Here is a 24,492-nt window from a genome sequence, read left to right as displayed (position 1 = left end):
CGGGTCCCAGCCGGCAATTTTCTGTCAGAATTCTTTTCGTGAACTCTGTCGATCTTCGGTGATCGCTGCGTCATGGGAGCAGATGGAGGCAATCGGGCCGACATCATCGCCGATCGATCGGCCGAAGAGAGGAACCGACATGCAATACATGCTTGCGATCACCGTCGACGAGTCCGTCCCCATGCCGCAGGAGGGTGACGACGGCTTCGACGAGACACGAGCGGCGTGGGCCGGGTACGGGAAGGCACTTGCGGCCGCCGGCCTGCTGGTGGAGGGTGCGAGCCTGCAGCCCAGCGGCTCGTCGACCACGATGCGACTGACCCTCGGTCAGGCCCCGACGGTCAGCGACGGACCATACGTCGAGGCCAAAGAGCAACTCGGTGGCTATTACCGGATCGAGGCCCCCGACCTCGACGTCGCACTGGAATGGGCGGGCCGGATTCCGTTGCCGTTCGGTGTCGTCGAGATCCGGCCGATTCGGTTGTTCGCCGCCGACGACGGGACACCGACGCTCGTCGAGAGCTGACCCGCGGTGACCGACACCGTCTCGACACCCATCACCCGGCTGGCCCGCGAGGAGAGTGGACGTGTGCTCGCCCTCCTCGCGGCCCGGTTCGACGACGTCGACCTGGCCGACGATTGTGTCCAGGACGCGTTGCTGCAAGCGACCGAGACGTGGCCGGACCGCGGTGTCCCGGACAACCCCGGGGCGTGGCTCTACACAGTGTCGCGCAACCGGATCGTCGACCAGTTGCGGCGGCGCGCGACGTCGCGGCGACGTCTCGTCGCAGCTGCGCCCGAATTGATCTCCGAACCGGATCCCGCGCCCGGCGCCGTCCTGATCGTCGACGATCGCGAGGTCGGCGACGAGCGGTTGCGGCTGCTGCTGTTGTGCTGCCATCCGGCATTGGATCGCGACGCCCAGGTCGCCCTGACCCTGCGCCTCGTCGGAGGTCTCACCACAGCCGAGATCGCGGCGGCCTTCCTGGTACCGGAACCCACGCTCGCACAACGGATCGTACGGGCGAAACGCAAGATCCGGGACGCGCGGATCCCACTCACCATCCCGGCCGACATCGACGAACGCGTCGGTGCACTGCTGGCAGTGCTGTACCTGATCTTCAACGAGGGCTACCTGTCGAGAGGGGCGTCATCGTCACTCGTCCGAGTCGACCTCGCGGATGAGGCGATCCGATTGTCCGAACAGGTCATCGAACTCGTCCCGGCGGACGGTGAGGCGCGTGGACTGCTGGCCCTCGAACTCTTCCACCGGGCGCGATTCGATACACGACTCGACGGGGCCGGGGATCTGATCGTCCTGGCGGAGCAGGACCGACGCCGTTGGGACACGGACATGATCGGCCGTGCCCGCGAGGTGCTGCGGTCGGCAATCGCGCTTCCAGGTGTCGGCGCCTACCGCATCCAGGCGATCATCGCCGCCCTGCACGCGGCCGCCGAGACGTCGGCGGACACGGACTGGCCCGCGATCGTCGACCTGTATCGCATCTTGGAGCGGATCGACCCCGGTCCGGTGGTCGCGCTGAATCGGGCGATCGCGGCGTCCATGGTCGACGGTCCCGAACGTGGACTCGCCGAGGTCGACGCGATCGTCGGACTGGGCGGATACCACCTATGGCACGCCGCCCGTGGTGAGATGCTCTCCCGCGCAGGTTGTCTCGCCGATGCCGCCGATGCCTTCCGGCGCGCGGCCGCCCTCACCGACAATCCGGTGGAACGTCGCCATCTGCACCGTCGCATCGCGCAATGCGCGGTCGGCGAGCAGTTCATGCGACCACAGACGCGACGCGCGTGGGAAACCGACCCGGGTGCCTGAGGAGCGAGCGTCCCCACCCGGTCCCTGAGGAGCGAGCGTGCGAGCGTACCTACTCGGTCCCTGAGGAGCGAGCGTGCGAGCGTCCCCACCCGGTCCCTGAGGAGCGAGCTTGCGAGCGTCACGAAGGGCCCTTCGTGACGCATCCTCGCAGGCTCGGAGGCTCCTCAGGGATCGGGGGGAGCGGGCTTGCGCAATCACCGGTTGCTGGGGATCGGGGGGAGCGGGCTTGCGCAACCACCGGTTGCTGGGGAGCGGGCTTGCGCAACCACCGGTTGCTGGGGAGCGGGCTTGCGCAACCACGGTTGCTGGGGATCGGGGGGAGCGGGGCTTGCGCAACCACTGGTTGCTGGGGAGCGGGCTTGCGCAACCACCGGTTGCTGAGGAGTGAGCGGGCGGGGCGTCGTTTCCGCAAGCGGCGACGCGGTGAGGGGCAGCGACCGTCAGACCGCCATGTGGGTGGCCGCCGCGCCCTCGGGGCCCACCAAGGCGCAGAGTCGGCGATCCTGTCCCAACTGCATCAGCAGCGCGGCGCCCGCGGGTCGCAGATCGATCGCGGCGCCCTGGGCGATCGGCCACGCCAGGAACCGGCAGATGAAGGACCGGGAGAAGTGTCCGTGCGACACGACGATGACGTCGGACTTCGTCAGCCGATGCTCGACGAGTTCGACCGCACTGTCGACGCGCCGTGTCATCTCCTCGACCGATTCGCCGTGCGGGCCACCCGAGGTCCAGATCGCCCAGTGTGGGTCGCCGTCGGCGTGGATCTGTGCGCGGGTGAGTCCCTCGTAGTCGCCGTAATCCCATTCGGCGAACCGATCATCCACCTCGTCGACCGTCAGGCCGGCGAGGTGCGCGGTTCGTCGCGCACGTTTCCGCGGCGAGGCGAAGATGTACGGATCGACCAATCCGAGCCGGTCGGCGATGCCGACCAGCGCCTGCGCGTCCTCTTCGCCGCGCGCGGTCAGGTCGATGTCGGTGCGCCCGGTGTGCCGGTCCGACAATGACCACTCGGTCTGCCCGTGCCGGATCAGCAGCACGCGTCGGTTCGTCGGGATGACAACTTCGCCTCGATCGTCGGTCACCCTGCCGAGCCTACGACCTCCGCCAACTGATCGATTGCCCAATCGATCTCTTCGGGGGTGATCACCAGCGGCGGTGCGAGCCGCAGGGTCGAGCCGTGGGTGTCCTTGGCGAGCACACCGCGGTCGGCCAACCGCAGGCAGATGTCCTTGCCGGTGCCGAGTTCGGGGTTCACATCGATGCCTGCCCACAGGCCGACGCCGCGGACCGCGACCACGCCGTGCCCGACCAGCCCCCGGAGCCGCGCGTGCATCCGATCGCCGAGCTCGGCGGCCCGGGCCTGCCAGGTGCCCTCGGCGAGCATGTCGACGACCGTGTGTCCGACCGCCGCGGCCAACGGGTTGCCGCCGAAGGTGGAGCCGTGCTCGCCGGGATGGAGCACGCCCAGGATAACGCTGTCGGCGACCACCGCCGACACCGGCAGAATGCCGCCACCGAGGGCTTTGCCCAGCGTGTACACGTCGGGTTGGACGTCCCAGTGCTGCACCGCGAAGGTCTTTCCGGTGCGACCGAGGCCGGATTGGATCTCGTCGGCGATCATCAGGACATTGTTCTCGTCGCACATCGACCGGACCCGGGGCAGGTAATCGTCCGGCGGGACGATGATGCCGGCCTCACCCTGGATGGGTTCCACGAGCACTGCCACGGTGTTGTCGTCGATCGCGGCCGCCATCGCCTCCGCGTCGCCGTAGGGCACTCGGGTGAACCCGGGTGTGAACGGACCGAACCCGTTCCGCGCGTCGGGGTCGTCGCTGAAGCTGACGATGCTGATCGTTCGGCCGTGGAAGTTGCCGCTCGCGACGATGATGTTCGCCATGCCGTCGGGTACGCCCTTGACGTCGTAACCCCACTTGCGAGCGACCTTGATCGCGGACTCGACCGCCTCGGCGCCGGTGTTCATCGGCAGCACCATGTCCTTGCCGCACAACGTGGCCAGTGCCGCACAGAACGGCTCGAGTCGATCTGATCGGAATGCCCGGCTGGTCAGCGTGACCCGGTTCATCTGCTCGATCGCCGCGGCGACGATCCGCGGGTGACGGTGACCGAAGTTGACGGCCGAGTACGCGCCCAGGCAGTCGAGGTAGCGCCGCGAATCGACGTCGGTGATCCAGGCTCCTTCGGCCGTCGCGGCCGACACCGGAAGAGGTGAATAGTTATGCGCCACATGGGGTTCAACGAGAGTCTGCACGGCGACCTCCTTGTCGGTGCTCCTCAATTCTAAGGTGCAGCACTTGACGCCACCGCCGCCTTTGAGCAGCTCGGACAGGTCGACGCAGATGGTCTCGAAACCGGCGGCGCGCACCGCGGTCGCGAGCTGCGGGGCCCCGTCGGTCATGACGACGTGGCGACCGTCGGACACCAGGTTCAGGCCCAGTACGGCGGCGTCATCATCGGAGGCGAGGATCGCGTTCGGGTACAGGTCGGCGAGCACCGCGCGCGACGTCTCCGAGAACGCCGGCGGGTAGTAGGCGATCGTCTCGTCGTCGAGGACGCCGAGCGCGGTGTCGAGGTGATAGAAGCGCGGATCGACGAGTTCGAGCGTGACGACCGGCATTCCGGCGAGTTCCGCGATCTCGGCGTGGGTGTCGCGATGGGTCCGGAACCCGGTTCCGGCGAGGATGTGCCCTCCGACCACCAGGAAATCTCCCTCGCCCTCCTGGATTCCCTCGGTCCGGTGCACGGGCCCGCGGCCGTTGGCGGCGAACCAGTCGGCGTAGTGGTCTCCCTCGGGACCGCGCTCGGGAAAGGCGAACCGCGCCGCGATCGTGCCGGCCGCCAGGCTCAACCCTCCGTTGGCCGCGTAGACCATGTCCGGGAGCCCTGGATGAGGGTCGACGGTGTGCACGGTATGCCCCAGCGATTCGTAGACCTCGCGAAGTGCGAGCCACTGGCTGATCGCCAATTCCGTGTCGACCGGGACGGCCGGGTCCATCCAGGGATTGATCGCGTAGGAGACCGTGAAATGGACCGGCGGAGTCATCGCATAGGTGCGCAGACGGGCGGATCGCCGATCTGCGGACACGAAGGAAGGGCTCGTGATCGTCATGAATCGACGCTATCGTGGACCGTGAATGCAATCAATCGACGAACATTGCGCATTTGTGCAACGGATAAACGTATGAGTACCTGACGATGGAGAAACATTGCGCCAGCTGGACGATCTGGACGAAAAGGTACTGGCGTGCCTGACTCGTGATGCGCGCGCGACGTACGCGCAGGTTGGTGACGCGGTGGGGCTGTCGGCTCCGGCGGTGAAGCGTCGAGTGGACCGACTGGTCGACGACGGCGTCATCAAAGGCTTCACGGCCGTGATCGACCCCTATGCGATGCAGTGGACCACTGAGGCGTACGTGCAGGTGTCGTGTAGGGGCAACATCTCACCGGAGGCGCTCAAGGAGGCGTGGGAGCCGATTCCGGAAGTGGTGAGCGCCGCCACGATCACCGGACAGGCCGACGCGATCCTCCGGGTGCGTGCTCGGGATGTGCGTCATCTCGAACAGGCTCTGGAGCGAATCCGCAGTGCCGGTCCCGTCGACCATTCCGAGTCGATCATCGTGCTGAGCCAGCTGATCGATCGCGGGCATCCGTAGTGACCGACGCTTCTGTCCGCGAACTCCCGTCGGTCAGTGCTGCCCGGAGACGGCCAGCCCGACCCCCAGTCCGATCATGGACAGACCTCCCGTCGCGCCGACAGCCGACGCTCGACTCGGAGACGAGACGAACCACGAACGGAACTGCCCCGCCGCAAGCGCCCAGATGCTGTCCGAGGTGAGACCGATGACGAAGGCGATCAGGCCCAGCAGCAACATCTGCGCGGAGACATGACCCGCTGACCGGTCGATGAACTGGGGGATGACCGCCGCGAACATCAGATAGGCCTTCGGATTCGTCGCCCCGACCACGAAGCCCTGGCCGATCGCGCGTCCCGTTGGAACGCCCTCGGAGAGCGCCGGATCCGCCGTTGACAGCAGCGATGTGCGGTGACGGAACGCCTGGACCCCGAGCCAGATGAGGTAACCGGCGCCGACCAGCTTCATGGTCAGAAACACACCGGCAGACGCCTGCACCACGTACCCGAGGCCGCCCGCGACCAAGACCAGCACGAACAGCAGCCCCAGGCTGTTGCCGTACACGCTTGCGAGTGCGGTGCGTCGGCCATGTGCCAGCGCACGTCCGACCACGAAGACGACACTGGGGCCGGGGATCACGATGATCACGAACGCGGCCACCGCGAACGCCGCGATCTGGTGGGTGGTCGGCATGGAGCGCATCTTATCGCCGTGGTCGCACGGACACTGCACTTCATCGATCGGCGCGGCTTCGCGATCGTGTCTCCCTGACCCCGATGGACCGCGCGTGCGTCCAACCCGATCGGGACGCAATTTGTCGTCGACGAGTGTCGTGTTAGCCTATTCGGCGTGATGAAGACCGCACGCGTCTATTGGCGCTTTATCGAGGCTCCGGGTGGGGCCGCGATGAAGCACTGACTGTCGCGCGCGTAAACACCCGGAGCCCCGAGCAGCAACCAATCGGTTGCTGCTTTCGTCATTTCAGGCCTCCGGTTCACCACGAGCAATAGCTCCATGAGCAACCAGGGGCCACCCGCAACGACCAGGGCCTGACCCCGAAAGGCATGACGTGACCACCATCCAAGACTTGACCGCTGGCGGAGGAACGACCGCCGAATCGACCTCGGATCGTCGGATCAAGTCCTTCCGTTCCATCCCCTCGCCGGACACGATTCGCAGCGAGCTGCCGCTGACGTCACGACGTGCGCTCACCGTGCAGGCCGACCGGGACGAGATCGCTGCCATCCTCGCGGGTCGCGACGAGCGCCTGCTCGTGGTCGTCGGTCCGTGCTCGGTGCACGATCCGATCGCCGCCCTCGACTACGCGCGTCGCCTGGCACCGCTGGCGCGGGATCACGCCGACCGTCTCAAGATCGTCATGCGGGTGTACTTCGAGAAGCCGCGCACCACCGTCGGGTGGAAGGGTCTGATCAACGATCCCGGCATGGACGGATCGTTCGACGTGGAGCGGGGCCTGCGCACTGCCCGCTCGTTGCTGCTGGACATCATCGATCTCGGGTTGCCGGTCGGGTGTGAGTTCCTGGAGCCGACCAGCCCGCAGTACATCGCGGATGCGGTCGCGTGGGGAGCCATCGGCGCGCGGACCACGGAATCGCAGGTGCACCGGCAGCTCGCGTCCGGTCTGTCGATGCCGATCGGATTCAAGAACGGCACGGACGGCAACGTTCAGGTGGCGATCGACGGTGTGAAGGCCGCGGCCGCCCAGCACGTTTTCTTCGGAGTCGACGACTTCGGCCATGGATCGGTGGTGGAGACCGCCGGTAACGACGACTGCCATGTGATCCTGCGCGGTGGCACCGCCGGCCCCAACTTCGATGCCGAGTCGATCGCCGGTGCCGTTGCGGCGTTGGGGAAGGCGGACCTGCCGCAACGCGTGATGATCGACTGCTCGCACGCCAACTCGGGCAAGGACCACGTGCGTCAGGCCGAGGTGGCCCGCGAGATCGCCGAATCGGTGCGGGCCGCCCGTGCCGCCGGTGAGACGCCACGGATCAGCGGAGTCATGCTGGAGAGCTTCCTGGAAGCCGGCGCGCAGTCGCCCGACGCCCGGCCGCTGACCTACGGTCAGTCGGTGACCGACAAGTGCATGGACTGGGAGGCCAGCGCCACCGTGCTGGCGGCGCTGGCCCGCAGCTGACCGCGACGTCCGACACGGAGTGTGGTGAGTGGCCGCCGGTTCTGCTCATAGCAGAACCGGCGGTGCGTCCGGCCGGCGCCGACCTACCATCGCTTCATGGACCGCCGACTCCCGGAAACGGAACCGCTGTGGCGTGAGGTGACCGGCCGGATCATCCGCCGACACCGCCACGAGCGCGGTGAGCGCCTGGTGGAGACCGCAAGGCGCGCCGGAGTGTCCAGTCAATATCTCTCCGAACTCGAGCGAGGGCGCAAGGACGCGTCGTCGGAATTGTTGGCGGCGGTGTCCGGTGCGCTCGGACTGACCCTGCTCGACCTGACCCGCGAGGTCGCCCGCGAGTTGTCCCGGATGGCTCCGGTGCCGGTCCTGCGGGCCACCCCGCACCTCGTATCGGTCCCCGCGGTGGTGCCGATGCGCGACCTACGGGGGCCGGTGGCCTTGGCCGCGTGAGCCTCATCGGGTGTTGTCGATGATCTGGTCGGCGATGCCGTAGGCGACGATCTCGTCGGCGCGCAGCACCCGGTCCCGGTCGGTGTCACGTCGGAGCGTCTCGACGTCCTGACCGGTGTGCCTGCTCATCGCCTTCTCGATCTCCTCCCGGATGCGGAGGATCTCCTCGGCCGCGAGGATCAGATCGGGAATCGTGCCGCGTCCCTGCCCGGACGGCTGATGCAGCAACACGCGGGCATGCGGCAACACCGACCGCCGCCCCGGGGTCCCGGCGGCCAGCAGCAGGGCTGTCGACGACAACGCCTGCCCGACACAGGTCGTGGCGATCGGGGCATGGCAGTACTGCATCGTGTCGTACAACGCGAAGGTCGCCATCACCGACCCGCCCGTTGAGTTGATGTAGAGCTCGATCGGCGCCTCGGGATTGTCGGAGTCGAGATGCAGGATCTGTGCGATCAGGGCGTTCGCCACGCCGTCGTCGATCTCGGTGCCGAGGTAGATGATCCGGTCATCGAGCAGCCGGCTGTAGACGTCCATCACACGCTCGCCCTGCGGCGTACGGCTGATCACGTTGGGAATCGTGTAGGTACTCACCTGCTCACCCCGAATCCGGTGGATGCCGGTGTCAGCGGGCGGATCTGGGCCAGGTGATCGACGACGTGGTCGACGAACCCGTACTCGAGCGACTCCGCCGCGGTGAACACGTGGTCACGCAGCGAGTCGGCGAAGATCGTCTCGAGCGGCCGGCCGGTCTGTTCGGCGATGATCCTCAACACCGTGTCGCGGACATGACGGAGGTCGTCGGCCTGCAACTCGATGTCCGGTGCATAGCCGCCGATCCCCGCGGAACCCTGGTGCAACAACACCTTTGCGTGCGGGAGGGTGAACCGTTTGCCGCGGGTCCCACAGCACAGCAGGAACTGTCCGGCACTGTAGGCCATGCCGAGGTTGACCGTGCTCACGTCGTTCGGGACGAGTTGCATCGTGTCCATGATCGCGAGCATGGCCGGTACCGAGCCGCCCGGAGAGTTGATCCACAGTCCGATGTCGGCGACCGGATCCTCAGATGCCAGCATCACGAGCTGGGCGCAGAGCTGGCTGCCGATCTCGTCGTCGAGCGCCGAGTCGAGCATCAGGATGCGTTGGCTCAGTAGGCTTTCTGCCGTCCGCTTCTTCAGGGGGAGTGGTTGTCTGTCATCGCTCATGATCGAAGCCTGCACGGGGAGTCCGTGATCCCGCAGCCGTGTGCTGCCGTGGGCAGCGTGGTGCTGCCGACGGCAGAATTCGGTGCGGACGCTGATTCGCGGCTCAGACGACGTCGACGGCGGGGTCGGCGTCGCCGATGGTGACGGTGGCGCGCCGATGCAGTCGGGCGGTGGGTGTGCCGATCGAGTCGGCCACCCGGAACTCCGCCTCCCACCGATCCGGGCGCAGCCGGTTGAGAACATAGCCGCGCTGGGCGTTGCCGAATCGCACGTGCGGCGACGCCGCCTTGAGCGCGCGGTCCGGATCGTCGCTGTCCCGGCCGTCGCCGCCCGAGGAGATCGACGTCGCCGCCAATTCGACACCGACGGTGGGTGATTCGCGACGGTAGCTGGTGCGCAGGTCGGCGACCACGTTCCGGTGGATGTCGCCGACGATCGACACCAGATTGGGTACGCCCCGGATCCGGGCGCCGTCGAGGATGCGGGTCCGGGATGCCTCGTACCCACTCCAGCCGTCCATGCTCACCGCGCGCACGCCCCCGTGATCGCGGGCGAGGTCGGCGATGGTGGTCTGGTGTGCAAGAACGTTCCACTGTGCCCGGGTTCGTGTGAATCCGTCGAGGAGCCAGCGTTCCTGCGTGGCGCCGAGGATCGTCCGGCGTGGGTCTGCGGTCGCGGCGTCCTGCGCGGAGTCGTTGTCGCCGTTGGCCTGATCGCTTCGGTGGGAACGCGTGTCGAGGACGTGGAACTCGCCGAGCCGGCCGAAACCGAAGCGGCGGTAGGCCCGGATGTCGGCCCCGCGAGGCCGTTGGGTCAGCCGGACCGGGGTGTTCTCCCACCAGGCCTTGAGTGCGTGCGCCCGTCGCACCAGAAACGCGGGCACCGGCATCCCGTCCTCCGGGATGTCCGCGGCCCAGTTGTTGTCCACCTCATGGTCGTCGAACGCCGTGATGAAGGGGCTGGTCCGGTGGATGCGCTGCAGGTGTGGATCCAGTTTGTAGAGCGCGTATCGCTCGCGATAGTCGGCGATGTCGAGACATTCGCGCGCGGCCGATTCCGGCATGATCCGGGTGCGCCGCCGCCCGCCGTCGCCGGGGATCGGCTTTTCGTAGATGTAGTCGCCGAGATGGAACACCACGTCGGGCGCGTGGGCGGCCATGTCGTCGTAGGCGACGTAGAACCCGTCGGCCCACGACTGACACGAGGCGAACGTGAAGGTCATCATGTGACCGGACGACCGAGGTGCCGGTGCGGTCCGGGTGCGGCCGATGTCGGAGATGTCGGCCGCTGCGCGGAATCGGTAGAAGTACTCGCGTGCCGGCTGGAGTCCCCGGACATCGATGTGCACGCTGTGTCCGTCGTCGGCAGTCGCGATCACCCGCCCGCGCCGGAGCACGCGGGACATGGATTCGTCGGCGGCGAGCTCCCAATCGACCGCTACGGGCGCGACACCCATCCCGCCGCCGCGGACCAGGGGCGCCGGCGCGAGGCGCGTCCACAGCACGACCGAGTCCGGCAGCGGGTCGCCGGAGGCGACGCCGAGCGTGAACAGCCGATCACCGGCGCGTGGCGAACCCGACGAGACGGCGGTGTCCCCGAGCAGACCCGGGGTGAACGCGAGACCGGCGGCGACACCCGCCCAGGTGAGGAAGTGGCGACGGGTGGGGCCGACACGCAACGACCTGTCGGCCGAGATCGACATGATCGGCGCAGCAGTGCTGGGCATGCCGACAGCCGATCAGGCTCGACTGTCCGCCCGCCGACCGGAGACTGACGGGTCGATGACGCTCGGGTGAAGAGGGTCCGTGTGTCCGTGTACGCGACACCCGCGCCTGCCGTCAGGCCGTCAGCACCAGCCAGACCGCGGCGTAGTGGGCCAGTGCCGCGACCGCGGTGCACGCATGGAAGACCTCGTGGTGGCCGAAGGTCGCCGGCCACGGATTCGGCCACCGGACGGCATAGAGCACTCCACCGACCGTGTAGAACACGCCACCGAGCAACAGGAGCGCGATGACCAGCCATCCGACATGGGCGACGAGCACCGGAGCGACCGCGATGATCACCCAACCGAGCAGTGTGTAGAGCGACACCCCCAGCCATCGGGGCGCGGTGGGCCACGCGATCTTGAGCGCGACCCCGGCGATCGCACCGATCCAGACGATGCCGAGCACCCACCATCGGACGCCGGCCGGCAGTGCGAGCGCACAGAACGGCGTGTAGGTACCCGCGATGAACAGGAAGATCATCGAGTGATCGGCGCGTTTCATCCGGATCTGTGCTCGCGGCGTGCGCCAAGGGATGCGGTGGTAACTGGCGCTCACCGCGAACACGCCGAAGGTGGTCAGCGCATAGATCGCGCACGCCACCGCTGCGCCGGGCCCGTGCAGCACGGCGGCGCCGATGATCACGGCCACGCCGGCGCACACGGCGACCCACGCCGAGTACTGGTGGATCACACCTCGTAGTCGGGGTTTGACGACCGCCGCGAGGTCTTCTGCAATGCTGCTCACCAAACCTACGCTACCGTAACTTTTGGAGCCGATATGATCAGGCAGCGATGAAACTTCTTCCCGATCGGGCCCGGCGGCCGATGCTGCGCGTCTACGAGCGTCGGCTCATCCAGTTGATGGACACCACCCGACTCCCGCGCCATGTCGCGATCATCTGTGACGGGAACCGGCGATGGGCGCGCGAGGCCGGTTTCGAGGACGTCAGTCACGGACATCGGGTCGGTGCTCAGCGCATCGCCGAGATGCTGACCTGGTGTGCCGATCTGGACATCTCGACCGTGACCATCTATCTGCTGTCCACCGAGAATCTGCAGCGTGCCTCCGACGAATTGGACGCGCTGATGGAGATCGTGCCGGATATCGTCGACGAGATCTCGGGCCCGACCGGCAACTGGCGGGTCCGCATCGTCGGGAACCTGTCGCAACTGCCCCTGAAGGTGGCCGAACGTCTGGAGACGGCGTCGGACCGCACGCGGGATCGGGTCGGGATGAACGTGAACGTCGCGGTCGGGTACGGCGGACGGCAGGAGATCGTCGACGCGGTGCAGTCCCTGCTGCACGAACGGCTCGCGAACGGCGACGGCGCCCAGCAGATGATCGATGCGGTCACCGTCGATGCCATCGACCGCAACCTCTATACCAAGGGGCAGCCGGATCCAGACCTGGTGATCCGGACCTCGGGCGAGCAGCGCCTGTCCGGTTTCCTGCTGTGGCAGAGCGCCTATTCCGAGATCTGGTTCACCGATGCCTACTGGCCCGAGTTCCGGCGTGTCGACTTCCTCCGGGCACTGCGGGACTACGCGGCGCGCAGTCGGCGGTTCGGCAAGTAGAGGACAGGGCCACTACGCGTCGACCACTGTCAACCGCTGACGTATTCGGCGATCAGTGCGACGAGTGCGTCGAGGTCGGTCGAGAACGACGACGCCGGTGGGGTGCCGAACCCGACGACGATGCCGCCGCGGTCGGTGTGCGGTGTCCCCGGTCCCGCGTCGCCGGGTGTCTCGGGATGTCGGAAGATCGACAGCGGCGCGAGCGCGAAGCCGCGTCGGATGGCCTCGTCGAACACGGCCTGTTCGACGTCGACCGGCACCGGGATGACCGCGTGCAGGCCTGCGGCGATCCCGGGAAGCACGATGCCGATATCGGCGAGACGCGAGGTGAGGCGGTCGCGACGGTCCCGGTAGTACTGCCTGCTGCGGCGGATGTGCCGGTCATATGCCCCGTTCTCGATCAGGTCGGCCAGCACGAGCTGATCGACCATGCTCGCATCGGCTTCACGAATCCCCTTGACCCACAGCAGCTTGTCGACCAGATGGTCAGGTAACACCAACCAGGCGACGCGCACGGCCGGGGACAGGCTCTTGCTCACCGATCCGGTGTAGATCACCACATCGGGGCCCAGCCCCTGCAGGGCTCCCACCGGTTCCCGGTCATACCGTAGCTCCCCGTCGTAGTCGTCCTCGACGATCAACCGGCCGTTGACGCGGGCCCAGTCCACCACCTCGGCGCGGCGCGACGGCGAGAGTCCGAGGCCGGTGGGGAATTGGTGGCTCGGCGTCAACAGCACTGCCGAGTGCCGCGGTCGAAGCGAGTCGACGATCGCGCCACCGTCGTCGATCGGCAGCGATGTCGTGCGCGTCCCAGCGCGTTCGATGTTCTGTCGATGAAACGGCAGTCCATAGCTCTCCACCGCGATCTCGTCGCCGAAGACCGTGCGGGACAACAGCTCCAGGGCGTGCATGACCGATGTCGTGAGTACGATCCGGTCGGGTTCGGTGCGCACTCCACGGGCCCGCGCGAGGTAGCCGGCGAGTGATCGGCGCAGGGCTGCACTGCCCTGCGGGTCGCCGGGTCCGAAGGCGCCGTCGGGTGCCCCGGTGATGGCCCGGCGTGTCGATGAGATCCAGTCGCTTCGCGGGAACAGGGACGGATTCGGTTGCCCCAGGCCGAAATCGTGCTTCGGGACGCGCTGTCGAGAATGCGCGGCGACAGTCGCCGGCGACTGTCGCCGGATCGTGTCGGCGACCCGGGTGCCGGCGCCCTGACGCGCCACGAGCCAGCCCTCGGCGATCAGTTCCTGATACACCGCCGAGACGGTGCCACGGGAAAGACCGACATCGGCGGCCAACGAGCGGTAGGGCGGCAGGCGCGTCCCCGGTTCCAGACGGCCGTCGCCGATGGCCTCACGCAGTGCGTCGGCCAGTGACCTGCGCCGTCGCGCCCCGCGCCCACGGGCGCCGGCAGTGGGATCGGGTTGGAGGTCGAGGTAGAGGTCGATTCCGAGACGACGGGCCACGGCGTCCCAGGGATCCGGATTGACACTCTTCTCCATGCTGGAATTGAACCACTTTTGTGATCCAATCCGGGCTTACCGTGGATATGGAGAAACCGGCGGAGACACAGGAGGAAGGTCATGAAAGTGGTTGTGCTCGGCGCGAGCGGGGAGATCGGCACCGCGCTCACCGCCCGCCTGCGAGAGCGTGGTGTCGAGGTCGTGGCGGCGCATCGGACGGCGGGAGTGGACGCGTATCTGGGGACCGGCCTCGCCGACGCAGTGGTCGGTGTCGATGCGGTGGTCGACTGCACCAATATCACCACGACGAGTGCGAAGAAGGCGATCGATTTCTTCGGCACCGTGGCGCGCAATGTCTCCGCGGCGGCCGGGGTGGCCGGCGTCGGGAGGGTGATCTGTTTGTCGATCATCAACGCGGCGGACCCGGCCGTGAACGCCAAGTTCGGCTATTACCAGGGTAAAGCCGCTCAGGAGAAGGCATATCGTGACAACGTGGACGCCGACCGCCTGATCATCGTGCGCTCGGCTCAATTCTTCGAACTGGCCCGACAGATGATGCGCACGCTGAGCCTCGGGCCGATCGCGGCGGTTCCGCACATGCGGTGCCGTCCACTGTCTGCGGACGACGCAGCGCAAGCCCTCGCGGACGCCGTGACATCGGGATCGTCCGGCGATGTCGAGGTTGCCGGGCCGGATGTACTCGACCTCGCCGACGTCGGGAAAGCGATTGCGCGCAAGGCAGGTTCGCCGAAGTGGGTGGTGGGGATCAAGGTCGGCGGAGCACCGATCCGTGACGGCAGCCTCGTCCCTGCCGAGCCGTCGGTGATCGCAACGACGACACTCGACCAGTGGATCGAGCGGGAGTTCGCGGCATGAGCACGACTCCTGAGACTCTGCCGGACACTCGTCGTATGTGGATGCCGCACAGCAACCCGGGCGTCTACAAGGCGCTCGTCGCGCTGCAGCGGGCGTCGTCGGAGGGGATGGCCGCCGAGCTCAACGAACTCATCAGGGTCCGGGCGTCACAGTTGAACGGGTGCGCGTACTGCCTCCACATGCATCTCTCCGATGCCGTTGCAGCCGGGATGGACCCCATCGCGTTGGGGATGGTCTCGGTGTGGTGGGAAGCGCGACATCTGTTCTCGGAACGCGAGCAAACAGTGCTGGAGTTGACCGAATGCGTCACGCGGCTGGGGGAGCGAGGTGTTCCGGACGACGTTTTCGACCGGGCGGCAGCGGTTTTCGATGAATTCGAGCTGGGTCAGGTGGTGGCATCCATCGTGATGATCAACGCCTGGAACCGCATCGCGGTCGCCGGACGCTATCCGGCCGGTCTGGACGAGCGTCGGCTGCGCTGACACCGTCCGGTCACCAGACCGGTCGTGGTTTGGTGTCCCCGCCGAGGTATCGCAATGCGTCACCGACGATTCGCGCGCAGTCGGCGCCGCAGACGTCCTCGAGCGTCGACTCCTCGCGCCGAAGGGCGTCGGCGGCGACCGCGGTCACCTCTCGACCGCGCGGCGTCAGCTCGACCAGCCAGGCCCGGCGGTCGGACGGGTGAGGCCGACGTGACACATGCCCGCTGCCCTCCAGGCCGTCGACGATCGCGGCAGCGGACTGTTTGGTGATCCCGAGATGGTCGGCGATCTGGTTGATCGACGCACCACCTGCGGCGATGCGGGTGAACACGAGTCCGTGAACGGGTCGCAGTCCCGGGTTCCCGGCATCCACCACGGCGGCATTGATCCGTTCGGCCACGGCCGAACTCGCGCGCATCAGCAGCGTGAGCAAATCGGCGGAGGGCATCGAAGCGCTTGACATATGGACAGTTTAGCTGTCTGATTAAAGACAGTCATACTGTCTATTGAAGGTGAGTGCAATGCCGGTCTTCGATGCGGGTCAACGCACGGTCCACGATATGCACGGCTCACGTTTCGAGTCATACGTCGCGCCGTCGAGCGGTAGCCGAGAACTCTGCGCGTGGCGGACCACGGTGGCGCCGGGCCAGATGGGCGCCACGCACACCGTCGATCATGAGGAGGTGTTCCTCGTGCTGGCCGGCTCGCCCACGATCACGCTGGACGGGGATTCATCGACCGTCTATCCATCGTCGGTGATCTTGGTTCCGGCGGGAACGGCTGTGTGCCTGAGCAATCCGGGTGACACGGCGGCGGTCCTGTGGGTGACGACGGTGGTCGGCCTCAGTGCGACGGTACCCACCGGCGAACGGATCAGTCCGCCCTGGGCGAGATGAGCGGCACCGCCGGGTCACAGCTTGCGCAGACGCACCCGGTTGATCGCGTGATCGGCGTCCTTGCGCAACACCAGCGTCGCCCGTGGTCGGGTCGGCAGGATGTTCTCGTTCAGGTTGGGCAGGTTGATCGAGGTCCACAGGTCACGCGCGGCGATGGTCGCCTGCTCGTCGGTGAGCGTCGAGTAGTAGTGGAAGTGTGATTCGGGGTTGGCGAACGCGGTGGAGCGCATCTTCAGGAACCGGGAGATGTACCACTGCTCGATGTCGGAGGTCTTGGCATCGACGTACACCGAGAAGTCGAACAGGTCCGAGACCATCAGCGTCTCTCCGGTCTGTAGGACGTTGAGCCCTTCGAGGATCAAGATATCCGGCTGTCGCACATAATGTTTCACATCAGGCACCCGGTCGTACGCGATGTGAGAGTACACCGGTGCGGTGACCTCATGGGCCCCGGACTTCACCTCGGTGACGAACCGGAGCAGGGCGCGTCGGTCATAGGATTCCGGAAATCCCTTGCGGTGCATGATGCCTCGACGCTCCAGCTCGGCCGTCGGCAGCAGGAATCCGTCGGTGGTGATCAAATCGACCTTGGGGTGCGATTCCCATCGGGCCAACAGCGCGGCGAGAACGCGCGCCGTTGTGGACTTGCCCACGGCCACGCTCCCGGCGATCCCGATGATGAACGGCACCTGCCGGTTGGTCTGGCGTTCGCCGAGGAAGGTCGATGTCGCCGCGAACAGCCGCTGCCGCGCGGCGACCTGCAGATGGATGAGACGCGAGAGCGGGAGGTAGACGTCGGCGACCTCGTCGAGATCGACCTGCTCGCCGAGTCCTACGAGCTGCTGCAGCTCTGTGTCGGTCAGTACCAATGGCATCGATTCGCGCAGTTCACGCCATTGCCGACGGTCGAGTTCCAGATACAGACTGGGATCCCGCCCGGTCGTGTCGCGTGCCATGGTCCTACAGCTTAGGGCGCACGTTTGCCCGGACTGTCGGTAGCCTCCGAACATGACCACACCCACGTCGTCCTTGGTCACCGACTATCTACGCCTCGGTCTCGCCTTCGATCGGCTCGAGGAGGGATTCGTCGACGCGTTCACCGGCGACCCGGCGTTGCGAGCCGAGGTGGCCAACGGACCTGCGCCGGCGCCGGCCGATCTGGCCGACCGCGCACGCGGCCTACGGGCGGACCTGCCCGCGGACCTGAGCGCCCCGCGCGCGGAATTCGTTCGCTCGCACCTGTCGGCGATGGAGTGCTCGGCCCGCAAGTTCGCCGGGGAGGAGATCGCTTTCGTCGACGAGGTGCGTTCCTACTTCGACGTCGACATCGCGATGGGCGATCCGCAGACATACCGGGACGCGCACGCTGCCATGGCAACCGAACTCGGTGTGCCGGGTACGTCGGGTGCCGCGCTTGCCGAGGCCTACGCCGCGTACAAACATGCGGACGAGATCCCGCCCGAGCGGGTCGACGAGTGCGTCCGGGCCTTCAGCGGCGCGTTGCGCGAGCGGGTACGCCGCACCTATGCGCTGCCCGACAACGAGATCGTCGACTTCGAGGTGGTCTCGGACAAACCGTGGTCGGGATTCAACTACTACCTCGGCGGCTACCGGTCGCGTGTCGCGATCAACACCGACCTCACGCAATACATGTCGACCCTCCCGCACCTCATCGCCCATGAGGCCTACCCGGGTCATCACACCGAGCACTGCCGCAAGGAGGAGGTGCTGGTGGGCTCCGGCCAGCAGGAGCAGACCATCTTTCTGGTCAACACGCCGCAATGCCTGATGGCCGAAGGGCTCGCCGACCACGCGCTGCATGCCGCGATCGGACCGCAGTGGGGGATCTGGGCACAGGAGATCTACGCCGACCTGGGCCTGCGTTTCGACGGTGATCGGGCTCAGCGGATGGCCAAGGCGTCGAGCGGGCTTCTCGGCGTTCGCCAGGACGCCGCGCTGCTGCTGCACGACCGCCGCGCCGACCACGATTCGGTCGCCGAATTCCTCCAGCAGTGGTTGCTCGCACCGACCGAGCGGGCACGGCAGATGTTGCGATTCCTGACCTCACCGCTGTGGCGGGCCTACATCTCGACCTATGTCGAGGGGTACCGGTTGCTCGGTGAGTGGCTCGACGCGGCGCCAGCCGACGACCGCCTCACCCGGTTCGGCCGGCTGCTCGACGAGCCGCTGACCCCGGCGCAGCTGAGAGCCGAACTCGGGATCGAAAGGCCCGGCCCATAGACTTGTCTGTCATGAGCGTGAATTCGATGTCCCTGGCCGAGCTCGACCCGGATGTGGCAGCGGCGATGAACGGCGAACTGAGCCGGCAGCGCGACACCCTCGAGATGATCGCCTCGGAGAACTTCGTCCCCCGGGCGGTGCTGCAGGCGCAGGGCAGCGTGCTCACCAACAAGTACGCCGAAGGCTATCCGGGCCGCCGCTACTACGGCGGCTGCGAATACGTCGACGTCGTCGAGGACATCGCGCGCGACCGGGCCAAGGCCCTGTTCGGCGCCGACTTCGCCAACGTCCAGCCGCACTCGGGTGCCCAGGCCAACGCAGCGGTGCTGATGGCGCTGATGAACCCGGGCGAGAAGATGCTCGGGCTCGACCTCGCCCACGGCGGACACCTGACCCACGGCATGCGGCTCAACTTCTCCGGCAAGCTCTACGAGATCGAGTCCTACGGGGTCAGCAAGGAAGACTTCCGCATCGACATGGACGAGGTGCGCAAGATCGCGCTCGCGGCCAAGCCGAAGGTCATCTGCGCCGGGTGGTCGGCCTACCCGCGGACCCTGGATTTCGAGGCCTTCCGGTCGATCGCAGACGAGGTCGGCGCCTACCTGTGGACGGACATGGCGCATTTCGCCGGACTCGTGGCAGCCGACCTGCATCCGTCTCCCGTGCCGCATTCCGACGTCGTGTCGACGACTGTGCACAAGACCCTCGGCGGGCCGCGCTCCGGCCTGATCCTGGCGAAGCAGGAATGGGCGAAGAAGCTGAACTCGGCGGTGTTCCCCGGACAGCAGGGCGGGCCGCTGATGCACGCCATCGCAGGCAAGGCCGTCGCGCTCAAGATCGCCGGGAGCGAGGAGTTCGTCGAACGGCAGCAGCGCACGCTGTCGGGGGCGAAGATCCTGGCCGAGCGGCTGACCGGTGCCGACGTATCCAAGGCGGGGGTGTCGGTGCTCACCGGTGGCACCGACGTCCACCTCGTGCTGGTGGACCTGCGCAACAGCCAACTCGACGGGCAGCAGGCCGAGGATCTGCTCCACCAGATCGGCATCACCGTCAACCGCAACGCGGTGCCGTTCGACCCCCGACCGCCGATGGTCACCTCGGGCCTGCGGATCGGTACCCCGGCGCTGGCCACCCGGGGCTTCGGCGACGAGCAGTTCACCGAGGTCGCCGACATCATCGGCACCGCCCTGGCCGCGGGTGCCGACGCCGATGTGTCAGAACTCCGGGGGCGTGTCTCGGCGCTCGCGTTGGACTTCCCGCTCTACGACGGGCTGGAAGAGTGGGGGTTGATGAGCCGCGTGTGAACCTGCATCGCTGTGGGTGCATGACGGACGCGGACCCAGATTGGCCAGACCGTCGGGCGATTCTCTATCCTTGCTCCGGTGAACGCATTGACCGAGGATGAGCTGATCATCGCGCTCGAGAAGGCGCTGCCCGAGATCGCCGAAGACCATCAGGCGGCCGCCAACCCGTGGAATCCGCACGACTGGGTGCCGTGGGACCTGGGCCGCAACTTCGCCTTCCTCGGGGGCGAGGACTGGGATCCGTCGCAGGCGACGATCTCGGACGAGGCGCGCGCGGCGGTGCTCGCGCTGCTGCTGACCAAGGACAACCTGCCGTCCTTCCACCGTGTGCTGGCCAAGCACTTCCCGGCGTTCTCCGACTGGCGTCAGCTGGTCGGTGTGTGGACCGCCGAGGACAACCGGCATGCGATCGTGCTGCGCGACTATCTCGTGGTCACGCGTGCGATCGATCCGGTCGACGCCGAGGAGCGCCGCCGGATTCACGTCACGGCCGGTTACCGCCAGCACACCGAGGAGATGGCCGAGCTCGGTCCGCTCGACGTCCTGGCTCTGATGGCGGTGCACGAGAACCAGTGCGTGGCCTTCGCCGAGAAGCTGGCGTCGGTGGTGACCGATGACGTCTTCGCGCAGATTCTCGCCAAGATCTCGGCGGACGACGCTCTGCAGGCCCACACCTTCGGCGCGTTCCTGAACTCCGGCCTCGTCGCCGATCAGGAGGGTACGGTGCTCGCCGTCGACCGCGCGCTCGCGCGCCTGGCGACCGAGCCCATCGGCGCCGACATCGCCGACTTCGATGCCGAACGCACGCTCATCGCCGGATATGAGACCGACGAGACCCGCGCCGCCGTCGCCGCGGCCATCGTCGAGCAACTCAAGCTGGACACCGTCCACGAGCTGGGAGACGAGGCCGAAGCCGCTCGTCAGCGTGTGCTCGCGCTGGCCGGTGCGGGCAGCCGACCGTAGCCTCCGGGCAACCTGCGTTAACCCATAATTCACGCCGACACACCCCTCTCCGCCGAGCCGGAGGGGGGTGTTCGGCGTACGTTGACGAGTGACGGGCCGCGGGGAAGCGGTTCGTCCGGGAGGTTCGATTCGTGGTTTGCACCAGCAACGCGAGAGGGCCGGCCCCGGTCCTCGTCCAGCTCGGCTCACCAGCCGAGACGGGCAAGAACCCGCCGGTCGTCGCAACTGGTTTGTGCGGGGCCGCACAAACGTAGGAGCCCTACGTGACCACACGCACCTACGTCCTCGACACGTCCGTCCTGTTGTCTGATCCCTGGGCGGTCACGCGTTTCGCCGAACACCATGTGGTGCTGCCATTGGTGGTCATCGGTGAACTCGAGGGCAAACGTCATCACCATGAACTCGGTTGGTTCGCGCGCGAGGCCTTGCGGCTGCTCGATGACCTCCGTCTCGAGCACGGCCGCCTCGACATCCCGCTGCCGATCGGTCACGAGGGCGGCACCCTCCAGGTCGAGCTGAACCACACCGATCCCGCCGTGTTGCCGGCCGGGTTCCGAACCGAGACCAACGATTCTCGAATCCTCGCCTGCGCGTTGAATCTTCGCGCTGAGGGCAGCGATGTGACCTTGGTCTCCAAGGACACCCCACTGCGAGTGAAGGCCGGAGCCGTCGGCCTCGCCGCCGATGAATACCACGCGCAGGACGTCGTGGTCTCCGGCTGGTCGGGTATGGACGAGTTGGAAGTGGACTCGTCAGTCATCGACACACTGTTCGCCGAAGGTGTGGTCGATCTCGACGAGGCGCGAGAACTACCGTGCCACACCGGAATCAGGCTTCTCGGACATTCGTCGAGTGCGCTCGGTCGCGTGAATCCGGACAAGCGCGTCCAGCTCGTCCGTGGCGACCGGGAGGCGTTCGGGCTGCATGGCCGATCGGCGGAGCAGCGAGTGGCGCTCGACCTGCTGCTCGACGACAGTGTCGGCATCGTATCGCTGGGCGGTAAGGCCGGTACCGGGAAGTCGGCGCTGGCATTGTGCGCCGGACTCGAAGCCGTCCTGGAACGACGCACGCAGCGTAAAGTCGTGGTGTTCCGACCGCTGTATGCCGTTGGCGGACAACAGCTCGGTTATCTGCCCGGTGGTGAGGCCGAGAAGATGGGCCCCTGGGCGCAGGCCGTGTTCGACACCCTGGAGGGCTTGGCCTCACCTGAGGTGATCGAGGAGGTGCTGAGCCGGGGCATGCTGGAAGTGTTGCCGCTCACGCATATTCGTGGTCGTTCGCTCCACGATTCGTTCGTGATCGTCGACGAGGCACAGTCTTTGGAGCGCAACGTGCTGCTGACCGTCCTGTCGCGGCTCGGTGCCGGGTCGCGGGTGGTGCTCACCCACGATGTGGCCCAGCGTGACAACCTGCGCGTCGGCCGTCATGACGGTGTGGCCGCGGTCATCGAGAAGCTCAAGGGCCACCCGCTATTCGCACATGTGACCCTCACCCGCAGCGAGCGTTCGCCGATCGCTGCGCTGGTGACCGAGATGCTGGAGGAGTTCGCGCCGGGCGCCTGACGTTTTGCCCTACCCGACACAACGACGCCGCCACAGATGCTGTGGCGGCGTCGTTCATGCGTGAGCTGTCAGCTGTTCACATCGATCCGAATGTGTAGCCTCCGGCGATAAGGTCTGCAAGCATCGCCCACAGCTTGATGAGATCCATGTTTATCCCCTTTCGTATCGCCGGGGTCACGATCGTCCCCGACGCGACGAACACTACTTGTCCGCACTCCGATCCGCTCGGCATGTGTGCGCTCGGCGGGACCGAATGCCGCGTCCCCGGTGACACGATCTGTATCGCACCGTGACCATCACGAGATTCGTCACCTCTTGCGCACTGGCACACTGGTGTGGTGCACAAGTTACTGATGAGGCGAATGAGGTTATTGGGACTATTGGTGATCGCGGTGATGGCCGCTGTCGCCGGTGGTGCCGGAACGGCTCTCGCCGCGCCCGGCTCGACGGTCCCGACGACGCCCACGACGCCGGCTGCACCCGGCGGATCCCTGGTGCCCGAAACGGGCATCCCGATGCTCGACAACGTGCTGAACACACTGGCCGGGAATCTGGGACTGGGAGGAAGTGGTAGCGCGGAGCCGGACACCAGTCAGATGATCGTCGTGACCGCACCCAAGGCAAGTGAGACGACCGCGTCGCTGACGGCGTTCGAGCGAGGCGCCGACCAGTCGTGGAAACCCGTCATCGGACCGACCAAGGCATTCCTGGGGTCGCTGGGGATGGGCGAGCCGAAGGACAATGTCTACCGGACCCCGGAGGGTACGTTCGCCCTCGACCAGGCGTTCGGCCGTCTGGCCAATCCGGGCACCAAGATGCCGTACTTCAAGGTCGACCGGCAGGACTGGTGGGACTCGAACATGAAGTCGCCGACCTACAACACCCATGTGCGTCAGGTGAAGAGTCCGGGTGGCGACAGTGAGAATCTGTACGACTCCGGACCCGTCTATGACTACGCGGTCAACATCGCCCACAATCCCCAGCGCACCCCGGGCAAGGCGTCGGCGATGTTCCTGCACGTGACCAACAACCAGCCGACTCAGGGCTGCGTGGCGATCGACAAGGAACTGATGCGCAAGATCTTGGTCTGGCTCGACCCGGCCAAGCATCCGAAGATCGCCATCGGTGTGAACCAGGCGGGGCCGTCGAGCACGGCGCCCGGAACGGCCACGCCGCAGTCGGCGACACCCCAGTCCGGTGCGCCCCAGTCCGCTACGCCCCCGACGACCGGCACGCCGAGCATCCCTGGCGCGGAGTCGTTGACACAGCTGCTCAATCAGCTGGTGAGTCTTGTACCGTCGCTGCTCGGAACGGCCGAGGGGAGCTGATCATCAGGGGCGCGCGGTCGCTCCATGCCAGAAGCGGGGACCGGGTCATTCCGGTCCCCGCTTCATTGCGAAGCCGCATACCCGCCGATCGCTCGTGGCATCGTGGCCGGCCGTGACCATGTCGATCTGGCGGCGAGCCTGGTCGATGACGGGAGTATCGGGGTCGAGCACGGACAAATACTGCGCATGCGCAGCGAGTGAGCGCACGCCGATCTCGAACTGATCGGTGACGTCGACCGTATATGTCGGATCCGGGCCGTTCTCGAACAACCACCGTGGTAGCGGTTCGTCGAGGGAGTCATATGTCTCGAGGACCGCGGCCGCGAACTCGATGTGGTCGCGCTGATTGGGTTGACCCGGAGACCATTCCGGTCCGCCATACAACGACAGGATAACGTCGGGGGCGACTTTTTCGATCGTCTCGGATATTCGTCGCCGCAACTCGGCAGTGTTGCGGATGTCGCTGTCGGGGAACCCCCAGAATTCGACGTCGTCGACGCCGACGATGGAAGCCGAGGTTCGCTGTTCGCCCTCCCGGATCGGCCCGGCCTGGGCCGGTGGCATGCCCTCGATGCCGGCCTCGCCGCTCGACGCGAGAGCGTAGACCACGCGTTTGCCCTCGGACGTCCACCGTGCGACCGCGGCCGCCATCCCGTACTCCGGGTCGTCCGGGTGAGCCACCAGGACCAGTGCGGTCTGCCAGTCGTCGGGGAAGTCCTCCATGACCCCAGCATACGAAT

25 protein-coding genes are annotated in these 24,492 nt (G+C 66.8%); 14 read left to right on the top strand and 11 right to left on the bottom strand.

Going from position 1 to position 24,492, the window contains the following annotated elements; all coding sequences use genetic code 11:
- Positions 1–139 precede the first annotated feature (139 nt).
- Together AC4AMJ_RS15475 and AC4AMJ_RS15470 are read left to right on the top strand one after the other, a co-directional pair.
- On the top strand, positions 140–526 hold the full coding sequence (locus AC4AMJ_RS15475) for a YciI family protein (protein ID WP_489900259.1): 387 nt from the start codon (positions 140–142) through the stop codon (positions 524–526).
- 6 nt (positions 527–532) lie between these two features.
- The gene (locus AC4AMJ_RS15470; protein ID WP_489913141.1) at positions 533–1,834 is read left to right on the top strand and encodes an RNA polymerase sigma factor; all 1,302 of its coding nucleotides are present in this window, start codon (positions 533–535) and stop codon (positions 1,832–1,834) included.
- A 440-nt stretch (positions 1,835–2,274) separates the two neighbouring features.
- Here the strand turns inward: AC4AMJ_RS15470 and AC4AMJ_RS15465 are convergent, their stop codons facing one another.
- Both AC4AMJ_RS15465 and rocD read right to left on the bottom strand, forming a co-directional pair.
- Complete coding sequence (locus AC4AMJ_RS15465; protein ID WP_489900265.1) at positions 2,275–2,916, bottom strand: histidine phosphatase family protein; 642 nt, start codon at positions 2,914–2,916, stop codon at positions 2,275–2,277.
- A complete protein-coding gene (gene rocD / locus AC4AMJ_RS15460; RefSeq protein WP_489913139.1) occupies positions 2,913–4,961 on the bottom strand; it encodes an ornithine--oxo-acid transaminase in 2,049 nt (682 codons plus the stop codon). The genes AC4AMJ_RS15465 and rocD overlap by 4 nt, the downstream gene beginning before the upstream one ends.
- Before the next feature lie 97 nt (positions 4,962–5,058).
- Here rocD and AC4AMJ_RS15455 point away from each other — a divergent pair, with 97 nt between their 5' ends.
- Entirely contained in the window at positions 5,059–5,505 is a 447-nt protein-coding gene (locus AC4AMJ_RS15455) for an Lrp/AsnC family transcriptional regulator (RefSeq protein ID WP_489900267.1), read from the top strand.
- A 33-nt stretch (positions 5,506–5,538) separates the two neighbouring features.
- Here the strand turns inward: AC4AMJ_RS15455 and AC4AMJ_RS15450 are convergent, their stop codons facing one another.
- A complete protein-coding gene (locus AC4AMJ_RS15450) occupies positions 5,539–6,177 on the bottom strand; it encodes a LysE family translocator (RefSeq protein WP_489900268.1) in 639 nt (212 codons plus the stop codon).
- 376 nt (positions 6,178–6,553) lie between these two features.
- Here AC4AMJ_RS15450 and AC4AMJ_RS15445 point away from each other — a divergent pair, with 376 nt between their 5' ends.
- Entirely contained in the window at positions 6,554–7,642 is a 1,089-nt protein-coding gene (locus tag AC4AMJ_RS15445; protein WP_489900269.1) for a 3-deoxy-7-phosphoheptulonate synthase, read from the top strand.
- Between the two features lie 96 nt (positions 7,643–7,738).
- Positions 7,739–8,092 (top strand): helix-turn-helix domain-containing protein, encoded by a 354-nt coding sequence (locus tag AC4AMJ_RS15440; protein ID WP_489900271.1) that lies wholly within the window; start codon positions 7,739–7,741, stop codon positions 8,090–8,092.
- A gap of 3 nt (positions 8,093–8,095) precedes the next feature.
- Here the strand turns inward: AC4AMJ_RS15440 and AC4AMJ_RS15435 are convergent, their stop codons facing one another.
- The 4 genes from AC4AMJ_RS15435 to trhA form a co-directional block, all read right to left on the bottom strand.
- Positions 8,096–8,686, bottom strand: coding sequence for a ClpP family protease (locus AC4AMJ_RS15435; protein ID WP_489900272.1), 591 nt, complete (start codon positions 8,684–8,686; stop codon positions 8,096–8,098).
- Positions 8,683–9,297 (bottom strand): ClpP family protease, encoded by a 615-nt coding sequence (locus tag AC4AMJ_RS15430; RefSeq protein ID WP_489900273.1) that lies wholly within the window; start codon positions 9,295–9,297, stop codon positions 8,683–8,685. The genes AC4AMJ_RS15435 and AC4AMJ_RS15430 overlap by 4 nt, the downstream gene beginning before the upstream one ends.
- 103 nt (positions 9,298–9,400) lie before the next feature.
- Positions 9,401–11,023: an alkaline phosphatase D family protein gene (locus AC4AMJ_RS15425; RefSeq protein ID WP_489913137.1), complete on the bottom strand. Its 1,623-nt coding sequence runs from the start codon at positions 11,021–11,023 to the stop codon at positions 9,401–9,403.
- 112 nt (positions 11,024–11,135) lie between these two features.
- A complete protein-coding gene (gene trhA / locus AC4AMJ_RS15420; protein WP_489900275.1) occupies positions 11,136–11,807 on the bottom strand; it encodes a PAQR family membrane homeostasis protein TrhA in 672 nt (223 codons plus the stop codon).
- A 47-nt stretch (positions 11,808–11,854) separates the two neighbouring features.
- Here trhA and AC4AMJ_RS15415 point away from each other — a divergent pair, with 47 nt between their 5' ends.
- The gene (locus tag AC4AMJ_RS15415) at positions 11,855–12,637 is read left to right on the top strand and encodes an isoprenyl transferase (protein ID WP_489900276.1); all 783 of its coding nucleotides are present in this window, start codon (positions 11,855–11,857) and stop codon (positions 12,635–12,637) included.
- 29 nt (positions 12,638–12,666) lie between these two features.
- Here AC4AMJ_RS15415 and pdxR read toward each other — a convergent pair whose 3' ends face one another.
- The gene (gene pdxR, locus AC4AMJ_RS15410; RefSeq protein WP_489913135.1) at positions 12,667–14,139 is read right to left on the bottom strand and encodes a MocR-like pyridoxine biosynthesis transcription factor PdxR; all 1,473 of its coding nucleotides are present in this window, start codon (positions 14,137–14,139) and stop codon (positions 12,667–12,669) included.
- A gap of 81 nt (positions 14,140–14,220) precedes the next feature.
- Between pdxR and AC4AMJ_RS15405 the strand changes: the two genes are divergently transcribed.
- Both AC4AMJ_RS15405 and AC4AMJ_RS15400 read left to right on the top strand, forming a co-directional pair.
- A complete protein-coding gene (locus AC4AMJ_RS15405) occupies positions 14,221–14,976 on the top strand; it encodes an SDR family oxidoreductase (protein WP_489913133.1) in 756 nt (251 codons plus the stop codon).
- The gene (locus AC4AMJ_RS15400; protein WP_489913131.1) at positions 14,973–15,458 is read left to right on the top strand and encodes a carboxymuconolactone decarboxylase family protein; all 486 of its coding nucleotides are present in this window, start codon (positions 14,973–14,975) and stop codon (positions 15,456–15,458) included. The genes AC4AMJ_RS15405 and AC4AMJ_RS15400 overlap by 4 nt, the downstream gene beginning before the upstream one ends.
- Before the next feature lie 10 nt (positions 15,459–15,468).
- On the opposite strand, the gene AC4AMJ_RS15395 is transcribed toward AC4AMJ_RS15400, so the two are convergent.
- Entirely contained in the window at positions 15,469–15,921 is a 453-nt protein-coding gene (locus AC4AMJ_RS15395; RefSeq protein WP_489913129.1) for a MarR family winged helix-turn-helix transcriptional regulator, read from the bottom strand.
- A 58-nt stretch (positions 15,922–15,979) separates the two neighbouring features.
- Between AC4AMJ_RS15395 and AC4AMJ_RS15390 the strand changes: the two genes are divergently transcribed.
- Entirely contained in the window at positions 15,980–16,354 is a 375-nt protein-coding gene (locus AC4AMJ_RS15390) for a cupin domain-containing protein (RefSeq protein WP_489913127.1), read from the top strand.
- 14 nt (positions 16,355–16,368) lie between these two features.
- Here AC4AMJ_RS15390 and coaA read toward each other — a convergent pair whose 3' ends face one another.
- Positions 16,369–17,310 (bottom strand): type I pantothenate kinase, encoded by a 942-nt coding sequence (gene coaA / locus AC4AMJ_RS15385; protein WP_489900282.1) that lies wholly within the window; start codon positions 17,308–17,310, stop codon positions 16,369–16,371.
- Positions 17,311–17,362: 52 nt separating this feature from the next.
- Between coaA and AC4AMJ_RS15380 the strand changes: the two genes are divergently transcribed.
- The 5 genes from AC4AMJ_RS15380 to AC4AMJ_RS15360 all read left to right on the top strand — a co-directional run bounded on the left by AC4AMJ_RS15380 (position 17,363) and on the right by AC4AMJ_RS15360 (position 23,752).
- The gene (locus AC4AMJ_RS15380; protein WP_489900283.1) at positions 17,363–18,595 is read left to right on the top strand and encodes a DUF885 domain-containing protein; all 1,233 of its coding nucleotides are present in this window, start codon (positions 17,363–17,365) and stop codon (positions 18,593–18,595) included.
- 26 nt (positions 18,596–18,621) lie between these two features.
- Positions 18,622–19,899, top strand: a complete 1,278-nt coding sequence (gene glyA, locus AC4AMJ_RS15375; protein ID WP_489900804.1) for a serine hydroxymethyltransferase — start codon at positions 18,622–18,624, stop codon at positions 19,897–19,899.
- A 78-nt stretch (positions 19,900–19,977) separates the two neighbouring features.
- Positions 19,978–20,862, top strand: coding sequence for an acyl-ACP desaturase (locus AC4AMJ_RS15370; RefSeq protein WP_489900285.1), 885 nt, complete (start codon positions 19,978–19,980; stop codon positions 20,860–20,862).
- A 263-nt stretch (positions 20,863–21,125) separates the two neighbouring features.
- The gene (gene phoH2, locus AC4AMJ_RS15365; RefSeq protein ID WP_489900286.1) at positions 21,126–22,424 is read left to right on the top strand and encodes an RNA 5'-3' helicase PhoH2; all 1,299 of its coding nucleotides are present in this window, start codon (positions 21,126–21,128) and stop codon (positions 22,422–22,424) included.
- A 362-nt stretch (positions 22,425–22,786) separates the two neighbouring features.
- On the top strand, positions 22,787–23,752 hold the full coding sequence (locus AC4AMJ_RS15360) for a L,D-transpeptidase family protein (RefSeq protein ID WP_489913125.1): 966 nt from the start codon (positions 22,787–22,789) through the stop codon (positions 23,750–23,752).
- 45 nt (positions 23,753–23,797) lie between these two features.
- Here the strand turns inward: AC4AMJ_RS15360 and AC4AMJ_RS15355 are convergent, their stop codons facing one another.
- Positions 23,798–24,475 (bottom strand): PIG-L deacetylase family protein, encoded by a 678-nt coding sequence (locus AC4AMJ_RS15355; protein WP_489913123.1) that lies wholly within the window; start codon positions 24,473–24,475, stop codon positions 23,798–23,800.
- Positions 24,476–24,492 lie beyond the last annotated feature (17 nt).

It is taken from the genome of Gordonia sp. LMA484, assembly GCF_058129505.1.
The sequence above is the reverse complement of the archived record's forward strand: the minus strand, read 5'-3'. Positions and strand labels throughout refer to the sequence as shown.